At 69.5% G+C, this 15202-nt stretch carries 14 protein-coding genes; 1 reads left to right on the top strand and 13 read right to left on the bottom strand.

Going from position 1 to position 15202, the window contains the following annotated elements:
- Positions 1 to 853: pseudouridine synthase (locus C664_RS19270; RefSeq protein WP_004292782.1), on the top strand; the 853-nt coding region annotated here is incomplete at its 5' end.
- On the opposite strand, the gene mnhG is transcribed toward C664_RS19270, so the two are convergent.
- The 13 genes from mnhG to C664_RS19205 form a co-directional block, all read right to left on the bottom strand.
- Positions 826 to 1191, bottom strand: a complete 366-nt coding sequence (gene mnhG / locus C664_RS19265) for a monovalent cation/H(+) antiporter subunit G (protein ID WP_004292781.1) — start codon at positions 1189 to 1191, stop codon at positions 826 to 828. The two genes, C664_RS19270 and mnhG, sit on opposite strands and share 28 nt — an antisense overlap.
- Complete coding sequence (locus tag C664_RS19260; protein ID WP_004292780.1) at positions 1188 to 1514, bottom strand: monovalent cation/H+ antiporter complex subunit F; 327 nt, start codon at positions 1512 to 1514, stop codon at positions 1188 to 1190. The genes mnhG and C664_RS19260 overlap by 4 nt, the downstream gene beginning before the upstream one ends.
- Positions 1511 to 2017 carry a Na+/H+ antiporter subunit E gene (locus tag C664_RS19255; RefSeq protein ID WP_004292779.1) on the bottom strand — a complete coding sequence of 169 codons (507 nt, stop codon included), beginning with the start codon at positions 2015 to 2017 and terminating at the stop codon, positions 1511 to 1513. The genes C664_RS19260 and C664_RS19255 overlap by 4 nt, the downstream gene beginning before the upstream one ends.
- Positions 2018 to 2028: 11 nt before the next feature.
- Positions 2029 to 3522, bottom strand: coding sequence for a proton-conducting transporter transmembrane domain-containing protein (locus tag C664_RS19250; RefSeq protein WP_004292778.1), 1494 nt, complete (start codon positions 3520 to 3522; stop codon positions 2029 to 2031).
- Complete coding sequence (locus C664_RS19245) at positions 3519 to 3932, bottom strand: Na+/H+ antiporter subunit C (RefSeq protein ID WP_004292777.1); 414 nt, start codon at positions 3930 to 3932, stop codon at positions 3519 to 3521. The genes C664_RS19250 and C664_RS19245 overlap by 4 nt, the downstream gene beginning before the upstream one ends.
- 1 nt (position 3933) lies before the next feature.
- Complete coding sequence (gene mbhE / locus C664_RS19240; RefSeq protein WP_004292776.1) at positions 3934 to 6732, bottom strand: hydrogen gas-evolving membrane-bound hydrogenase subunit E; 2799 nt, start codon at positions 6730 to 6732, stop codon at positions 3934 to 3936.
- A gap of 222 nt (positions 6733 to 6954) precedes the next feature.
- Positions 6955 to 7188 carry a hypothetical protein gene (locus tag C664_RS19235; RefSeq protein ID WP_004292775.1) on the bottom strand — a complete coding sequence of 78 codons (234 nt, stop codon included), beginning with the start codon at positions 7186 to 7188 and terminating at the stop codon, positions 6955 to 6957.
- Between the two features lie 398 nt (positions 7189 to 7586).
- The gene (locus tag C664_RS19230; RefSeq protein WP_038012533.1) at positions 7587 to 8786 is read right to left on the bottom strand and encodes an ABC transporter permease; all 1200 of its coding nucleotides are present in this window, start codon (positions 8784 to 8786) and stop codon (positions 7587 to 7589) included.
- 5 nt (positions 8787 to 8791) lie between these two features.
- Positions 8792 to 10000 (bottom strand): ABC transporter permease, encoded by a 1209-nt coding sequence (locus C664_RS19225; protein ID WP_004292773.1) that lies wholly within the window; start codon positions 9998 to 10000, stop codon positions 8792 to 8794.
- The gene (locus tag C664_RS19220) at positions 9997 to 10692 is read right to left on the bottom strand and encodes an ABC transporter ATP-binding protein (protein ID WP_004292772.1); all 696 of its coding nucleotides are present in this window, start codon (positions 10690 to 10692) and stop codon (positions 9997 to 9999) included. Before C664_RS19220 ends, C664_RS19225 begins: the two co-directional genes overlap by 4 nt.
- Before the next feature lie 27 nt (positions 10693 to 10719).
- Positions 10720 to 11865: an efflux RND transporter periplasmic adaptor subunit gene (locus C664_RS19215; RefSeq protein WP_004292771.1), complete on the bottom strand. Its 1146-nt coding sequence runs from the start codon at positions 11863 to 11865 to the stop codon at positions 10720 to 10722.
- Between the two features lie 12 nt (positions 11866 to 11877).
- A complete protein-coding gene (locus C664_RS19210; RefSeq protein WP_004292770.1) occupies positions 11878 to 12771 on the bottom strand; it encodes a restriction endonuclease in 894 nt (297 codons plus the stop codon).
- 429 nt (positions 12772 to 13200) lie between these two features.
- Positions 13201 to 14937: a glutamine--tRNA ligase/YqeY domain fusion protein gene (locus tag C664_RS19205; protein ID WP_004292768.1), complete on the bottom strand. Its 1737-nt coding sequence runs from the start codon at positions 14935 to 14937 to the stop codon at positions 13201 to 13203.
- Positions 14938 to 15202: the final 265 nt, after the last annotated feature.

The following is a 15202-nucleotide window of genomic DNA, read 5'->3' as shown; positions in this document are numbered from 1 at the left end:
GGGGCGTGCCTCGCGTACCGAACCCGTACGGCAGGCCCGCAAGCCGGCGCCTGTACCGGCGCAGGCGCCGCGTCCGGTGCAGGGCGCGCATGCCCGGCCCGCATCCGACGGCGCCGCACCGGCTCCGGAGGGCGTACGCCTGTCCAAGGTGATGGCCGAGCGCGGCATCTGCTCGCGCCGCGAGGCGGACGAGTTCATCGAGCGCGGATGGGTCTTCGTCGACGGCAAGCGGGTGTCGGAGCTCGGCATCCGCATCGACCCCGACGCCCGCATCGATCTGGCGCCCGAGGCGACCCGCACGCAGCGCCAGCGCGTCACCATCCTGCTGCACAAGCCCGTCGGCTATGTCTCGGGCCAGCCCGAGCCGGGCTACGCGCCCGCGGTGAGCCTGATCGGCGCTGACAACCAGTTCGACCGCGACACCGCGCAGCGCTTCCATCCGAGCCAGCTGAAGAACCTCGCGCCGGCCGGGCGGCTCGACATCGACTCCACCGGCCTGCTCGTGCTCACCCAGGATGGTCGCGTCGCGCGCCAGTTGATCGGCGACGACTCCAAGGTCGAGAAGGAGTACCTGGTGCGTGTCGAGGGCGCGCTGCAGCCCGACGGACTGGCCTTGCTCAACCATGGCCTCGAGCTGGACGGCGTGACGCTGCGCCCGGCCAAGGTCGAGTGGATCAATGACGACCAGCTGCGCTTTCAGCTGCGCGAAGGCCGCAAGCGCCAGATCCGGCGCATGTGCGAGCTCGTGGGGCTGAAGGTCGTGGGCCTCAAGCGCGTGCGTATCGGCAAGGTCAAGCTGGGCGACCTGCCACTTGGTCAGTGGCGCTATCTGCGCGAGGACGAATCCTTCTGATCGCTGGCCCCGGCCTGCGCCATCGCGTCGCCCACCGGCCCGGTGCGCGGCAGGATGCCGGCGCGGTAGGCGGCGCGCGACACCGCGTGCGCGGCCAGTGGGGTGGTCGCCAGCAGTACGGCGATCGCGAACAGGGCCTCCAGCGACACCGCGCCTTCGCTCGCCGCGGCGACGCCGGCCAGCACCAGTACGGCGCCGAGCGCACCGGCCTTGCTCGCTGCATGCATGCGCGTGTAGCTGTCGGGCAGGCGCAGCACGCCGATGGCGCCGACCAGTCCGATCAGCGCGCCCGCCAGCAATAGCGCCGACGCCAGCCAGGGCAGCACGCCGCCGCTCACGATGCGCGCTCCCCGCCGTCGTCCTCGCCGGCCGTCTCCGGCGTGCGGCCGTGGCGGCGGAACATCAGCATGTAGGCAGCGGTGCCGAGGAAGGACACCAGCGCCAGCACCACCGCGGCGTCCAGCAGCACCGGTTGCGCGGTGGTGAGCGCGATCAGCGCGACCACGCCGATGCCCAGCAGGGTCAGCGCGTCGATGGCGACCACGCGGTCGGTGGCGCGCGGCCCGCGCAGCAGGCGGACCACGATCAGCGCTGCGGACAGGCCCTGCAGCGCGAACACCAGCGGCAGCACCCAGCCGGCTCCGGCGAATTCGACATTCATGCTTCGCTTCCTCCCACAGGTGTCCGGGCCGGATCGCCCGCGTGCAGCCAGGCAAGCAGGCGCGATTCGATATCGCGCACGCCATCGCGGATGTCGTCCGCATCCTGTGCATCGATGGCGTGGATGAACATCGTACCGGTGTCGGCCGCGTAGTCGAGCGCCAGGGTGCCGGGCGTCAGTGTCAGCAGGCAGCCGAGCAGCGTGGCGATGCGTTCGTCCGGTTCGCGCAGCTGCAGCGCGACCACGGCCGGTTGTGGATCGACGCGTGGCGCGAGCACGATGCGCGCGACGTCGAGGCTCGCCTTGATCACCTCCAGCGCGAACCACCCGCCGAACAGCACGCCCAGCTCCAGCCGGCGCACGTAGCGGCGCAGCCCGAGCAGGTCGGCGCCAAGGCGCAGCGCGAGATGCACCAGCGCGAAGGCCGCGAGCACACCGAGCGGCGTCAGGGTCTTGGCGAAGGCGGCGAGGCCGATGGCGACGAGGATGTGAAGTCCGAGCATGGTGTCCTCCGCTAACGGGCCGGCGTGCCCAGCACGGCGTCGATGTAGCCCTGCGGCGCGGCCAGCTGCTCGGCGGCGGCACTGGCGTAGTCCATCACGGGGCCGGCCAGCAGGCCAATCGCCACGGTCATCGCCGCCAGTGCCGAAATCGCCCACAGGGCCGGCCGCAGGCCCGCCACGCGGCGCAGCGCGCCCTCGCCCCCGGGGTGGGGTTTCAGGAAGGCCTCGTTCCAGATCTTGCTCATCGACAGCAGGGTGAAGATGCCGGTGAGCAGCGCCACGGTGGTGGCAATCCAGGCGCTCGCGTCGAGGCTGGCCTTCACCAGCACGAACTTGGCCCAGAAACCCGACAGCGGCGGAATGCCGGCGAGCGATAGCGCCGGTATCGCGAACAGGATCGCCAGCCACGGTGCGTGCGCATACAGGCCGCCCATCGCGGCCAGGCGCTCGGCGCCCGTCAGGCGCGCCGCGATGCCGCCGATGAAGAACAGGTTGGCCTTCACCACGATGTGGTGGATCAGGTAGAACACTGCGCCGGCCAGCGCCAGTGGCGTGGCGAGCGCGAGGCCGAGGATCATGTAGCCGACCTGGCTGACGATGTGGAAGGACAGGATGCGGCGCACCTCGGTCTGTGCCGCCGCGCCGAGCACGCCGATCAGCATGGTCGCGCACGCGACCCACAGCAGCACCTCGTGGGCGATGCCGGAGTCGGGCCACAGCAGCGTCACGAGTCGGATCAGCGCATACACGCCGACCTTGGTCAGCAGGCCGGCGAACAGCGCCGAGATTGGCGTCCAGGCGAGGTGATAGGAGGCCGGCAGCCAGCCGAACACCGGGAACAGCGCGGCCTTGATCGAGAACGCCACCAGCATCAGCCCGACCGCGGCGTTGGCGGTGGCCGGCACCTCGCCGGAGGCGAACAGGTGCGCGAGTTCGGCCATGTTCAGGCTGCCGCTGGCGCCGTAGAGCAGGCCGGCGGCGAGAAGGAACATCATCGTCGCGACCAGGTTCAGCACCACATACACGACGGTGCCCGACAGGCGCCGGCGGCCGCCGCCGAGCACGATCAGCGCGAAGGAGCCGACCAGCAGCACCTCGAACCACACGTAGAGGTTGAACACGTCCCCGGTGATGAAGGCGCCGCACACGCCGACCAGCAGACCGTGCAGCAGCGGGTGGAAGTCGCGTCCGCGCGCGGGGTCGGTGTCGCGCGCCTGCGCCACGAGGACGGTGGCGAGGCCGACGATGCCGGTGATGGCGACCATGACCGCCGACAGCCGGTCGATGACCAGGGTGATGCCGTAGGGGGCGGCCCAGCCGCCCGCCTGGCCGGCGATGATCTCGCCGTCGGCGGCGATGCTGACCAGCGCCAGCCCCGCCGCGGTGAGCGCGGCGCTGCCCAGCAGGCTGAGCGCGCCGACCAGCCTCGGCGAGCGCCGCGCGAGCAGGCACAGCACCAGCGTGGCGAGGGGAATCAGCAAGGGCGAGACGAGCAGGGCGTTCATCGGCGCGCCTCGTGTGATTCCGTCGCGGGCAGAGGCTCGTCCGGCAGGTCGGGCGCCGGCTCCTCGGCCACCGCGGTGATGCGGTCGGTCTCGATGTTGCCGTGCAGTTCCCAGGTGCGCTTGAGTACCGCGAGGGCGAAGACGAACAGCGCGAAGCCGATCACGATCGCCGTCAGCACGAGGGCCTGTGGCAGTGGATTGACCATGACGCCGCCGATGCCGGCGCTGAAGCCCCCATCGACGAAGGCGGCGACACTGCCGCCCAGCCGTCCGCCCAGTACCACGGCGAGGTTGACGCCATTGCCCAGCACGACGACGCCGAGCACCACGCGCAGCAGGCTGCGGTCGAGCAGCATCCAGATGCCGATGGCGACGAGCAGGCCGGCCGTGACCGATGCGACGATTTCCATGTCAGCCCTCCGTGGGCCGGCTTGCGGCCCCCTGGCGCATCACGTCGTCCGCCTGCTCGCGTTCGACCAGGCGCAGCAGCATGTGCAGCACGGCGCCGAGCACGGTCAGGAACACGCCGGCATCGAACAGCAGCGGCGAGCCCAGCGGCAGGCCGCCGGGGAAGATCCAGCTACCGGTTAGGAAGGCCTCGCCCCGCAGCAGACCGATGACGCCGGCGCCAGCGGCCACCGTCAGCCCGATGGCAGCGATGATGGCGGGCGGTACGCGCAGCATCCGGCGCGCCTGCTCCGCGCCGTCGCCCAGCGCCAGCAGCACGACCGCGCAGGCCGCGACCAGCCCGCCGATGAAGCCGCCGCCGGGCAGGTTGTGGCCGCGCCACAGCAGCACAAGCGACATCAGCAGCAGCAAGGCGGACAGCGGCTTCAGTCCATGTCGCAGCAGCACCGAGCCGAACTCGGTGCTGCCCGCGGCGGACGCGGCGCGGGACGTCGGCGCCACCCGTTTCCGGCCGCTGCCGAGCAGGGAGGCGGCGGCGAGTCCGGCGAGCGCCACGACGAGGATCTCGCCCAGCGTGTCGAGCGCGCGGAAGTCGACCAGGATCACGTTGACCACGTTGGCCCCGTGCCCGGCGGGCAGGCTGTTGTCGAGGTACCAGCGGGCGATGTTGCCGGGCAGCGGTTCGCTGATCGAGACCAGCAGCAGCGCGGTGACGATGGTGCCGAGCACCGCCGCGACGATCGCATGGAAGCGCTTGGCCGCCGGGTTGCGCGAGCCGACACCGGACAGGGGCGGCAGCTTGCGCAGCACCAGCGCGAGGAAGATCACCGTCAAGGTCTCGACCATCAGTTGCGTGATGGCGACGTCCGGCGCGTTGGCGGCAAGGAAGAACAGCGCCAGGCCCAGGCCGCTGGTGCCCAGCGTGGCGACCAGCGCGACCCGGCCGCGCATCACCGCCGCCGCTGCGGCACCGGCCACCGCGAGCACGCAGCCCACGGTGCCGGCGACGGACAGCGGGCTGGTGGGGATCGGCCAGCGGATGCCGCCGCCGGCGGCGAGCGCGGAGATCACGCCGACCAGCGTGAAGCCCGCGATCGCCAGCACCAGCAGGCTGATGTGCTGGCGCAGGGAGCCATGCTGGAAGCGGTCGGCGATCCGGGTGGCGAAGGCGAAGATGCGCTTGAGCAGACGATCCCAGAGCATGTCACCGCTGACGCGCCACAGCACCCGCCACAGCGACAGGCGGCGGCGCACGCGCGTGCGCTGCAGGTAGAAGAAAACGCCCAGAGCCACCGTCAGCACGCTGGCCACCACCGCCGGCGTGAGTCCGCCCCACAGGTACAGGCGCACGTTGACCGCGTCGCGCGCCACGGCCTGAACCGCGGCGTCGATGAGCCAGATCTCGGCGATGTTGTTGAACGCACCGAAGACGAAGCCGCCGCAGGCGAGCAGCATCGGCCCGATCCACATCGGCAGGCTGACCTCGTGCGGGTGCTGCGGATAGCGCCCCTCGCGGTCGAGGAAGGTGCGCACGAAGACGAGACCGGCGGCGGCGAGGAGCAAGGCGTTGGTGAGGATCATGACCGCGATGGTGATCCAGCCGGCCACGCCCAGCTCGATGAGGCCGGCGTACTTGAACTCCTTGGCGATGAAGCCGAAGAAGGGCGGCAGGCCGGCGTTCGAGAAGGCTGCCAGCGCCACAGCGAAGCCGGTGAGCGGCATGTAGCGGATCAGGCCGCCCAGGCGCGAGATCTGGCGTGTGCCGGTGGCGTGGTCGACGGCGCCGACCGCCATGAACAGCGCCGCCTTGTAGAGGGCATGCGCCACGAGATAGATGGCGAAGGCCTGCAGCCCGTAGCGGGTGTTCGTCCCGAGCAGCATGGTCAACTGGCCGAGCACGGTCACGGTCGTGTAGGCGAGTACCCGCTTCAGGTCGGTCTGGCGGATCGCCAGCACCGCACCCACCAGCGCCGTGGCGGCGCCGATGATGATCAGGATCGTGCTCCAGCCCGTTGAGCCGCCGAGCACCGGATTGAGACGGGCAAGCAGATAGACCCCGGCCTTCACCATGGTGGCCGAGTGCAGATAGGCCGAGACCGGCGTCGGCGCCGCCATGGCGTTGGGCAGCCACAGGTGGAAGGGCAGTTGTGCCGACTTGGTGAAGGCGCCGGCAAGGACCAGCAGCAGGATCGCCGGATACAGCGCGTGCCCCTCGAGGGCGCTCGCCGACAGGGCAGAGAACTGCCAACCTCCACCGGCGCTGCCGAGCAGGATGAGTCCGGCGAGCAGGGCGAGCCCGCCGCCGCCGGTGATCAGCAGCGCCTGCAGTGCGGCCCGGCGCGACTCGGGCTTGTCATGCTGGAAGCTGATCAGCAGGAAGGACGCGACGCTGGTCAGCTCCCAGAACACGAACATCGCGATCAGGTCGTCCGCCAGTACCATGCCCAGCATGGCCGCCATGAAGCCCAGCAGGTACGCATGGAAGCGGCCGAGGTGATGGTGGTCCGACAGGTAGCTGCCTGCGTAGAGCACGATCAGCGTGCCGATGCCGCTGATCAGCAGCGCGAACAGCAGCGACAGTCCGTCCAGGCGGAAGGCGAGGGCGATATCGAGCGCAGGCACCCACGCGTGGTGCTCCATGATGACGCCGCCCGCGGCGATCTCCGGTGTCAGCGACACGAAGTGGCCGAACACGACCAGCGGTGCGAGCGCGAGCACCCACGCCGCGCGCTCGCCGAGCCAGCGCGTCAGCACGGGTGCGAGCAGCATCGTCAGTGCGACCAGGCCGATGCTGATCAGCATGGCGCGCATTCCCCGAGCAGCATGTCTGTCGTCTCCCCCTGTGAGCGGCGCGTGCCTTTGTTGCCGGCCCGCATTATTCGTGTTGGTGGGAAAGTGACAGGACGCACGCTTGCGAGGTTCCCGAAGGCGGACCCGCCCGACGTGACTGCGCCCGGCTTACGGGTGCGCGCCTTGCGTTGCGCGACCCCGTAAGCCGGGCGCAGGGTGAAACGGTGGGCCGCCTCAGGCGGCGATGCGGGCGCGTTCCTTTGGAATCTTCATGCAGGTGCCCGCATGCTTCATCACTTCGGCGCCCACTTCGCTCAGTCCGCTGACCTCGGCGAAGTAGCCGGCCAGCGGGCAGTCGAACCCAGGCGGACATCCGTGCTCGCAGGCACATTCCTGTTGCGTTTCGTCCAGCAGGACCATCTCGTGGACGGCTTCGCAGCGCCCGATCGGGGAGTCGATGATGCTCATGGCAGTCTCCTTCAATGGTGCAGAACGGTCCGCGAGTTCGTTTATTGCCGCATGCTTGTGACGAAATTCACGGACGCCAACTGATTCCAGTCTAGTCGCTGGTGCGTGGGGCGCCGGGCGAAATGGTCGAAGGTTGACCTGCGTCAAGGGCTGGCGGGCGGGCACCGGGCGGCCGTGGCTGCGTCTCGTGCGGCATGTGGCACTGGCTGTCGCGATAGGGGCCGCGGCTCCGTGTCCATCCGGGGCCCGGGTCGGACTGGGTGCAGAACGGGCGTCCATCGATCCTGCTGATCCAGACGTACCAAGGGGCGGGGGCGGCCATGGCGGCGGGTGCGTGCAGGCCGAGCACCAGCGTCGCCGCCCGTGCAAGGCGGACGGCGGCGGTGTGGCGGCGAGGCTCACTCTGCACGCAGGGCCTCCACCGGGTCCAGGCGGGCTGCGCGGCGTGCGGGCAGAACCCCGGCCGCGAGTCCGATCGACACGGCCAGCAGTTCGGCCGCCACGACGAAGCTCCACGGCGTGCTCACCGGCAGCGCCGGCACCATCAGTCCGAGCAGATGGGCAAGTCCGGCGCCGGTCGCGAGGCCGACCGCGCCACCGGCCGCAGCCAGCACCACGGCTTCGCCCAGGAAGAGCCCGAGGATGGTCCGCCGGCGCGCCCCGAGTGCCACCAGCAGGCCGATCTCGTTGGTGCGCTCGGACACTGCGATGGTCATGATGGTGACGATGCCGACCCCGCCCACCAGCAGCGAGATACCGCCAAGGGCACCGACTGCCGCGGTGAGTATTCCGAGAATGTTGGACAGCGTGGCGAGCATGTCCTCCTGGGTGCGGATGGTGAAGTCCTCGCGGCCGTGGCGGGCGGTCAGGCTGCCCTTGACGAGCTCGACCACGCGGGCGGCAGGAACGTTCTCTTCGTAGTCGAGGCCGATCTCCATCAGGCCATCGCGATTGAACAGGGCAAGGCCGCGTGCGGTGGGGATGAAGGCGGTGTCGTCGAGGTCGATGCCGAGGAACTGGCCCTTTTCCTCCATGATGCCGATGACCCGGTAGCGCTCGTCGCCGATCTGCACCCGCTCGCCGAGCGCATTGCCGGCATCGAACAGCTCGCGTTTGAGCTTGGGCCCCAGCACCACGAAGGCGCGCGGGCTGTCGCTGTCGTCGGGCGGCAGGAACTGGCCGACGCGCACCCGCATCGCGTACACCGCTTGCATGTCGGGGCCGACGCCGAGCACCATCGTGCGCCGCACACGGCCGTTGGCGCGCACCTCGGCGTTGCCGCTGACGTTGCCGGTGACGTGGCGCACATGCGGCAGGCGGGCCAGGGCGGCGACGTCGTCGAGGGTGAGGTCGCGCGCGGTGGACGGCAGGCCGGGCGGGCCGCCGCGGGGGCCCTGGCGGCCGGGGTTGATCTCGATGACGTTGGTGCCGAACTGGCCGAACTCCTGCAGCACGAAGCGATGCAGGCCCTCGCCGATCGAGGTCAGCAGGATCACCGCGGCGATGCCGACGGCGATACCGCCGAGCGTCAGGCCGCTGCGCATGCGGTGCGCGGTGACCGAGCGCAGGGCGAGGTGCAGGAAGTCGATCCAGCGCATCGCGCTCACCGCTTCATCAGCGCCTGCACCGGATCCAGTGCAGCCGCGCGGCGTGCGGGCATCACCCCGAACAGCAGCCCGGTGGCGAGCGCCGTGCCCACCGCCGCGGCCACGGCCCAGTCGGGCGGCCATGCCGGCAGGGCGGGAAAGGCCAGCCGTATGGCCCACGCACCCGCGTGACCGAGCGCGAACCCGGTCAGCGCGCCGGCCAGCGACAGCAGCCCGGCCTCGGCGAGGAAGGCGAGACGGATTGCGCGTGCGCTGGCACCGAGCGCCTTCAGCAGACCGATTTCGCCGGTGCGCTGGGTGACGGCCACCAGCATCACGTTCATGACCAGGATGCCGGCCACCGCCAGGCTGATCGCGGCGATGCCGGCGACACCCAGCGTCAGCGCACCGAGGATGCGGTCGAAGGTGCCGAGCACCGCGTCCTGGGTGATGACGGTGAAGTCGAGCTCGCCGTCGCGCCGGGCGCGCAGCAGGTCCTCCACCTGGCGCTGGGCCGGCGCCAGCGCCTCGCGGCCACGGGTCTCGACCATGATGCGGAACAGGGCGTTGGTGTTGAACATCGCCTGTGCGGTGGCGACCGGCACCAGCACCAGCTCGTCGGAGTTCATGCCCAGCCCGCGGCCTGCCGGCCCCATGATGCCGATCACGCGCAGGCGGCGATCGCCGAGGCGGATCATGCGACCGATGGCGTTCTGGTTGCCGAACAGCTCGGCCCGGATCGTCTCGCCGATCACCGCCACCGCCGTGGCGCGACCGAAGTCCTCGCGCGGCAGGAACTGGCCGCCGGCCACGCCGAAACCGCGGATGTCGAGGTAGTCGGCAGTGGTGCCGACCACCATGACCTCGCGCAGGCGACCGCCGACCGAGATCTCGGAGTTGCCCACGGTGAGCGGTGCGACGCGCTGCACCAGCGGCACGCGCAGCAGGGCCGCGGCATCGTCGTTGGTGAGATCGCGCGGCGTGCTGCTGACGAAGCTGCCCGGATTGACGCCGCCGGTCTCGGTGCGGCCCGGTAGCACGATCAGCAGGTTGGCGCCGAGCGCGGAGAACTCCTCGACGACGTAGCGGCGGGCGCCGTCGCCGAGCGCCGTGAGCATCACCACCGCCGCCACGCCGATCGACATCGCCAGCACCATCAGCGCAGTGCGCAGCGGGTAGCCGAGCGCGGCGCGGCTGGCGAAGCGTAGCGTGTCGGCCGGGCTCATGCCGGTTCCGGGGCGCGGCGCACGTCCTGGCGAATGGCGCCGTCTTCCATCAGCACCCGGCGGCGGGCGCGCTCGCCCATGGTCGGGTCGTGGGTGACCACGATCAGGGTCATGCCGGCGGCGTTCAGCGCCTCGAGCAGGGCCGTGACCTCCTGGCCGGTCGTGCGGTCGAGGTTGCCGGTGGGTTCGTCGGCCAGCAGCATCGCGGGCCGCATGATGGTCGCGCGCGCGATCGCCACGCGCTGGCGCTGTCCGCCCGAGAGCTCGTCCGGCCGATGGTTGGCGCGTGCCCCGAGGCCGAAGTCCTTCAGCGCCTGCCCCACGCGGTCGTTGCGTTCGTGGGCCGGCATCCCGGCGAGCATCAGCGGCAGGGCGATGTTCTCGGCCGCGGTGAGCCGCGGCACGAGGTGGAAGCTCTGGAACACGAAGCCGATGCGGGCGCTGCGTACCGCGGCCTGCTCGTCGGCGGAGAGCGTGGTGACGTCGCGCCCTTCCAGCCGGTAGTGGCCGCTGTTGGGGCGGTCGAGCAGGCCGAGCAGGTTCAGCAGCGTGGATTTGCCCGAGCCGGAAGGCCCCATCACGGCGACGTACTCGCCGGCCTCGATGCGCAAGGACACATCGCACAGCGCATGCACCTGGCTGTCGCCCAGCTGGAAGATGCGGTTGATGCCGTCGAGCTCGATCTGCGCCATGTCTGCCCGCGATCCGGTGGCTGTGCGCTAGCGGGTGACGGATTCGACGCTGACGCGTGCGCCGGGCGCAACGCCCGTGCGCTCGAGCGAGGTGACGATGCGCTCGCCGGCCTGCAGGCCCTCGACGACCTCGGTCTGTTCCCAGTTCGACAGGCCGGTGCGCAGGCTGCGCTCGACCAGCACGCCGTTCTGCTCGACCAGCACGCGCCGGCCTTCGCGCAGCGCGGCGGTCGGGATGCGCAGCACGTCCGGCCGGGTGTCGAGCACGATCTCGACGTCCGCGCTGTAGCCGACCAGCATGCCACGGGCCTCGTCCGGGCGTGCGAAGTCGACGTCCACCTCGACGGTGCGGGCCTGCTTCTCGACCGCGGTGATGTAGGGCGCGACGCGCTTGACCCGGCCTTCGAACACCGTGCCCGCCATCGCCTCCAGGGTGATGCGCACCGGTTGGCCGGGGCGGATCTTGGGTGCGTCGATCTCGTCCATCGGCGCCTTCACGTACAGGCAAGAGTCGTCGATCAGGTCGATGGCCGGCGGCGTCGGCACGCCGGGCGGGGAGGGGATGGAGATCTCGCCCAGTTCGCCGCTGATCTTGGCCACGGTGCCGGCAAAGGGCGCGACCAGCACCAGGCGCTGGCGCTCGGTCTCGGTGGCGGTGAGCTGGGCCTGCGCGGTGGCGACATCCGCACGCGCGGTGTCGCAGGCCGCGCGGCGCGCGCGGGCCTCGGTGCGGGCCTTCTCCTCGGCGCTGGCGGACACGAAGCCGCGCTTGACGAGCTGCGCCTGGCGCGCGGCCTCGCGTTCGGCGTTGTCGGCCACGGTGCAGGCCTCCTGCACGCGCTGGCGCGCGGTGGCGCGCTGCGCCTGGTTGATCGCCAGGCGCGCGTCCAGATCGCCATGCCACAGCCGCATCAGCACCTGCCCGGCCTCGACCCGGTCGCCTTCCTTCACCCCCAGGTAATCGATGCGCCCGCCCACGATGGTCGCCATCTTGGTGCGCTGGCAGGCTTCGATCTCGCCGGCGCGGGTGTTCGACAGCGTCGCCTCGACCAGTCCGCGGCCGACCTCATGCACCACGACCGCAACCGGCTTCGGACGGGTGAGCCACCAGCCTGCCGCGCCGATGAGTGCGATCGCGATCATGAGAGGAACCAGGCGGCGGAGGGTTTTCATGGCGGAGCGGTATCAGAGGTCGTCGAAGAAGTCTGTGTCCAGGCGTTTCAATTCGATCTTGCGCTTGATCGACACGCCGACGTTGTGTTCCACAGCGAGCCGGGCAAGCTCCTCTCCATCGATGAGGACGAGTCGCAGATGCGGAAGCTCTGCCGCTCGTCTGGCGTCTTGAGTGAATCTACTGGTGGTCACGAACACCCCGCGATCGGCACCATGTTTGGCCAAGGCACCGAGGAAACCGTTGATCTCCGGCCCACCGACCGGCGCATCGGCCCAACGCTTCGCCTGCAAATATATCCGGTCCAGTTTCAGCCGGTCCTCGTAGATCACGCCATCGATTCCACCGTCTCCGGAACGGCCCGTCACTTCACCGACGCCATAACCCATGGCCGCCAGCAGACGCACGACGAAGCGCTCGAAGCTCGCCGGGCTGATTGACCGAAGCTGCGCGAGGACCTCCTGTTCAAGCGTGTCCTGGAGTTCAGTCAGCGTTTCGTCGATCTGCTCTTCCGGGGTCAGGGTCTCGTCGGCGCGTGCTTCTGGTGCTGCATCGGGCGCATTCTGAGCTATGACGGCTTTCCAACTCCCCATCCCGCGGGCCTCGAAGTACTTTCGATCGAGTTGGCCCGGGAGTTCAGGGAGCGCAGCACGACCTTTTGCCGAGATCCGGAACAAGCCGCGACCACAGCTCTCGATGAGACCTGTCTTATTGAGATCGCTTTTCGCCCAGCCGACGCGGTTCAGGTATCGCGGGTAGCCGCTGGGGAGGGTTTCAGCCAGGTCGTCGTCGGTAAGTTGCAGTTGCTCTGCAAGCTCTTGCGACGCTTCTCGCAGGTTGCGAGGACGTCCATCGGCGACGAGATCGAGCAGGGGGCGAATGAGTTCGTGGTACTTCGGGACGCTCATTGTGGTGATGCCTCAGGCTTGTGCGCGGGATGCGTACGTGATGTTCCTTACGAGGCTGCGGAACTCGCTTCGCTCGGACAGTCCTCGCCTCTCCACGAACACCACGTACGCATCCCGGAACCGCTTGCGCCGTCCGAAACTCAGGGGGGACGCCGACAGGAGGTTGTGCTGGGCCGACGAAACCCGGAAGCGCGGGCAGGGGCGGTGCGGGGTGTTCCTGGCGCAGGCGAGGACTGTCCGAGCCCGAAGGGCGAGTTCCGCAGCCTGCAGAAGGAATACCCCGCACGGTACCGGCGGGATCCTCGTGCCGAGAGTGGCAAAAGCATGCTCCTGGACCCGAGCAGGGCGGCTGCAACGGCGCACGAGCGAGGCGGCTATCGTATCGGTCGAACCCTTCGTTGCCATCCTCGCTCTCCTTTCCGACCTGACTTACTTCCCGCCCTTGGCCCACGAATCCTTCAGCGTGACCGTGCGGTTGAACACCGGCGCGCCGGGTTTCGAGTCCACGCGGTCGGCGACGAAGTAGCCGTGGCGTTCGAACTGGAACCGGTCCTCGGCGCGGGCGTCCTTGAGCGCGGGCTCGAGGTAGGCGGTGATGACGCGCTTGCTGTCCGGGTTGATGTCGTTGAGGAAGTCGCGCTCGGTGTCCGGCGCGTCGCCCTCGCGGCGCTGGCCGGGGTGAGGATGGGCGAAGAGGCGGTCGTAGATGCGGACCTCAGCCTCGTAGCCGTGCGCCACCGACACCCAGTGCAGGTTGCCCTTGACCTTGTAGTTGTCGGCGCCGGGGGTGCCGGACTTGGAGTCGGGCATGTATTCGGCGAGCACCGCGGTGATGTTGCCCGCAGCATCCTTCTCGCAGCCGGTGCATTTCACCACGAAGCCGTAGCGCAGCCGCACCATGTTGCCCGGGTAGAGGCGGTGGAAGCCCTTGACCGGCTCCTCCATGAAGTCCTCGCGCTCGATCCACAGCTCGCGGCCGAAGGGCATGTCGCGCTTGCCCAGTTCGGGCTTGAGCGGATGGTTGGGCGCCTGGCACAGCTCGGTGGTGCCTTCGGCGTAGTTGGTGATGACGAGCTTCAACGGGTCGAGCACTGCGACCCGGCGTTCGGCGGCCTCGTTGAGGTCGTCGCGCATGCATTCTTCCAGCACGCTCATGTCGATCCACGAGTCGGCCTTGGAGACGCCGATGCGTTCGGCAAAGCGGCGGAAGCCGGCGGCGGTGAAGCCACGGCGGCGGGCGCCGACGAGGGTGGGCAGGCGCGGGTCGTCCCAGCCGGCGACGTGGCCTTCGTTGACGAGCTGGATCAGCTTGCGCTTGGAGAGCACCACGTAGGTGAGGTTGAGGCGGGCGAACTCGATCTGCTGCGGCAGCGGGCGCGGGAAGTGCCCCTCGGTGGCGAGCGCATCCAGCAGCCAGTCGTAGAACGGACGCTGGTCCTCGAACTCCAGCGTGCACACCGAGTGGGTGATGTTCTCGATCGCATCCTCGATCGGATGGGCGAAGGTGTACATCGGGTAGATGCACCAGGCGTCGCCGGTGCGATGGTGCGCAGCGTGGCGGATGCGGTAAATGGCCGGGTCGCGCAGGTTGATGTTGGGGCTCGCCATGTCGATCCTGGCGCGCAGGATGTGCGTGCCCTCGGCGAACTCGCCGGCGCGCATGCGGGCGAAGAGGTCGAGGTTCTCCTCGACGCTGCGATTGCGATACGGGCTGTCTTTGCCCGGCTCGGTCAGCGTGCCGCGGTTGGCGCGCATTTCCTCGGCCGACTGCGAGTCGACATAGGCCTTGCCGGCCTTGATCAGGCTGACCGCGCAGGCATGCATGCGGTCGAAATAGTCGGAGGCGAAGTATAGGTGTTCGCCCCACTCGAAGCCGAGCCACTTCACCGCCTCGAGGATGGCATCGACGTACTCCTGCTCTTCCTTCTCGGGGTTGGTGTCGTCGAAGCGCATGTGGCAGACGCCGCCATAGGCTTCGGCGAGACCGAAGTTCAGGCAGATCGACTTGGCGTGGCCGTAGTGCAGGTAGCCGTTGGGCTCGGGCGGGAAGCGCGTCTCGACGCGGCCGCCCCATTTGCCCGAGCGGTTGTCCTCGTCGATGATGCTGCGGATGAAGTTGCTCGGCGCGACGGCTGCGGTGTCGGTCTTCTTGTCGTTGGGGGTCATCGGATGCAATGCGAACTGAAAGACGGAATCGCAGGATTGTAGCCGATCCCCCTGTCGCGACGGGGCTGGCGGCCGTGATGCGGGACGCGTCTGGGGAACACGGTGCGTGCTGTTTGGTCGGAATGTGTTTTTTTGGCCCTTGGCGGCCGTTCAGGGAGTGTGCATGACGCAGGACATGGCAGTCGCCATCGGCTGGCTGGAGCAGCATCCGCCCGCCTATGCCGTGGTCGTGGTGATCGGGCTGGTACTCGTGGCCTGGCTTTTG

It is taken from the genome of Thauera sp. 63, assembly GCF_000310165.2.
Classification (GTDB): Bacteria; Pseudomonadota; Gammaproteobacteria; order Burkholderiales; family Rhodocyclaceae; genus Thauera; species Thauera humireducens.
Note: the sequence above shows the minus strand (reverse complement) of the source record. Positions and strands in the feature narration are given on the sequence as shown.

Bases quoted from the DNA above. Each gene is read 5' to 3' on its own strand.
- C664_RS19260 (WP_004292780.1), bottom strand. From the start codon at position 1,514: ATGAATGTCGAATTCGCCGGAGCCGGCTGGGTGCTGCCGCTGGTGTTC.
- C664_RS19255 (WP_004292779.1), bottom strand. From the start codon at position 2,017: ATGCTCGGACTTCACATCCTCGTCGCCATCGGCCTCGCCGCCTTCGCC.
- C664_RS19250 (WP_004292778.1), bottom strand. From the start codon at position 3,522: ATGAACGCCCTGCTCGTCTCGCCCTTGCTGATTCCCCTCGCCACGCTG.
- C664_RS19245 (WP_004292777.1), bottom strand. From the start codon at position 3,932: ATGGAAATCGTCGCATCGGTCACGGCCGGCCTGCTCGTCGCCATCGGC.
- mbhE (WP_004292776.1), bottom strand. From the start codon at position 6,732: ATGCTGATCAGCATCGGCCTGGTCGCACTGACGATGCTGCTCGCACCC.
- C664_RS19235 (WP_004292775.1), bottom strand. From the start codon at position 7,188: ATGAGCATCATCGACTCCCCGATCGGGCGCTGCGAAGCCGTCCACGAG.
- C664_RS19230 (WP_038012533.1), bottom strand. From the start codon at position 8,786: ATGCGCTGGATCGACTTCCTGCACCTCGCCCTGCGCTCGGTCACCGCG.
- C664_RS19225 (WP_004292773.1), bottom strand. From the start codon at position 10,000: ATGAGCCCGGCCGACACGCTACGCTTCGCCAGCCGCGCCGCGCTCGGC.
- C664_RS19220 (WP_004292772.1), bottom strand. From the start codon at position 10,692: ATGGCGCAGATCGAGCTCGACGGCATCAACCGCATCTTCCAGCTGGGC.
- C664_RS19215 (WP_004292771.1), bottom strand. From the start codon at position 11,865: ATGAAAACCCTCCGCCGCCTGGTTCCTCTCATGATCGCGATCGCACTC.
- C664_RS19210 (WP_004292770.1), bottom strand. From the start codon at position 12,771: ATGAGCGTCCCGAAGTACCACGAACTCATTCGCCCCCTGCTCGATCTC.
- C664_RS19205 (WP_004292768.1), bottom strand. From the start codon at position 14,937: ATGACCCCCAACGACAAGAAGACCGACACCGCAGCCGTCGCGCCGAGC.